Source organism: Halomonas sp. GFAJ-1, assembly GCF_000236625.2.
In the GTDB taxonomy this organism is placed as follows: domain Bacteria; phylum Pseudomonadota; class Gammaproteobacteria; order Pseudomonadales; family Halomonadaceae; genus Vreelandella.
On record NZ_AHBC01000073.1, the window covers coordinates 1 to 1,415 of the forward strand.

A 1,415-nucleotide genomic window follows, 5' to 3' on the forward strand; every position below is an offset into this window, starting at 1 on the left:
AACTCCTTGAGGCGCTTCATCATGGACGTGTCCATACCACCGTACTTGGAGCGCCATTTATAAAATGAGGCGCTGCTCATGCCGTGCTCGCGACATAGTTCGGGGACAGGCACACCAGACTCAGCCTGCTTCAAAATCGCCATAATCTGGCTGTCAGTAAAACGTGATTTGCGCGTGTGAAATCTCCTGTTTTTTCAGGTTACAAAATTCCACTTATCAACGCGATTATTTTTCGGGGGGATTACCCGGCCACAAGGTCGAGAAGCTGCCGCTATCGCAGCGCCATTGGCACTGTGAGGGCTGTGGCGAGGCCATCGGCCGCGACATCAACGCGGCCAACAATATCCGAACCGCCGGACTGGCGGGGTTCGCCTGTGGAGCGACTGGAGCGGGGGCAGCGGCGTAGCCGCTGTCTAGTGAAGGCGTGGGGAAGCAGGAAGGTTTTTGGGGTGACTCAAGAACCCTCGGCCAACGGGCGGGGAGTGTCAGCCGAAGAACTCTGGCTCTTGTCACTGAAGGCTTGCGTAAGTCGAGCTACGCAGGGAGCATTCAAAAAGTGTAAGAAATGCCTAGCGTTGCTACAGGGTAGACGCGCAAGCTGTCAGCGTCTTCACGTAGTTGGCGCTCTTCTTCCCGTAAGTCAGCATGGAATACTGGATCAATATTCTCTAGACCGCGTGAAGTTGACAGCTGAACATCTACGTCGGTGGTGAACACACCAAGTTCAGAGAAAAAGCCAAAGCCATTAGTGTTTGACGAACGCCAGCCCATGCCGATGTACGGTTGAATCGTATCCGCAATTACCACTTCACCATTAAGCGTGCCAATTTCATCAGCTGAATAGATGTTATCGTTGAGTTCGAAACTCTGGCCATCACGTGAACGGCCCGTGACCGTAGCGGTCATGTCTGGCAATGCCGCGCCAGCCGTCAAAAAAAAGCGCCCTGCAAAAGGGTAGTAATCAATTTTAAGCATGCCTGCTTGTAAAGAAATATCGCCAGAGTAATCGACATCGTCAGTGTCGTAATCACCGCTGTAATCAAGGCCACCAGCATAATTGGCAGTTATAGAAAAGCGATTATGGAAACGCCAAGAGCCTTCTAGGCCAACGCCCGTTGTTCCTGCCATCAACCCCAAAGTGAATGAGTCATCAGCAGTAGCAGTGCTGGCCGCAGCAGAAGTTAAAGCTAGTGCGGCGACAAGAGAAAGCGATGTTTTTTTCATCAGATTTTGCGCGGGATACCCGGTTCTTTTATCAAAAATCCGCGTAAACCCTCGCCCGATTGAGGGCGGGGATACAAGCGGGCAGCGCGCTAGCGCTGCAGGGGTTGTAGTTTCGTATTTATCTGGCACTATACATTCATACAGTCAACGAGTTGAAGCCGTTGTGTTAACAGCCACCAAAGTACGCATCT

At 51.9% G+C, this 1,415-nt stretch carries 2 protein-coding genes and 1 pseudogene; 1 reads left to right on the forward strand and 2 read right to left on the reverse strand.

Going from position 1 to position 1,415, the window contains the following annotated elements:
• Window positions 1-173, reverse strand: a pseudogene (locus tag MOY_RS16300) (transposase); the annotation flags it as partial.
• On the opposite strand from MOY_RS16300, the gene MOY_RS17440 reads away from it, so the two are divergent.
• Window positions 164-406 carry a zinc ribbon domain-containing protein gene (locus tag MOY_RS17440; RefSeq protein WP_202813496.1) on the forward strand — a complete coding sequence of 81 codons (243 nt, stop codon included), beginning with the start codon at window positions 164-166 and terminating at the stop codon, window positions 404-406. The pseudogene MOY_RS16300 and the gene MOY_RS17440 sit on opposite strands and share 10 nt — an antisense overlap.
• Before the next feature lie 143 nt (window positions 407-549).
• Here MOY_RS17440 and MOY_RS17625 read toward each other — a convergent pair whose 3' ends face one another.
• Complete coding sequence (locus MOY_RS17625) at window positions 550-1,353, reverse strand: hypothetical protein (RefSeq protein WP_009102035.1); 804 nt, start codon at window positions 1,351-1,353, stop codon at window positions 550-552.
• Window positions 1,354-1,415 lie beyond the last annotated feature (62 nt).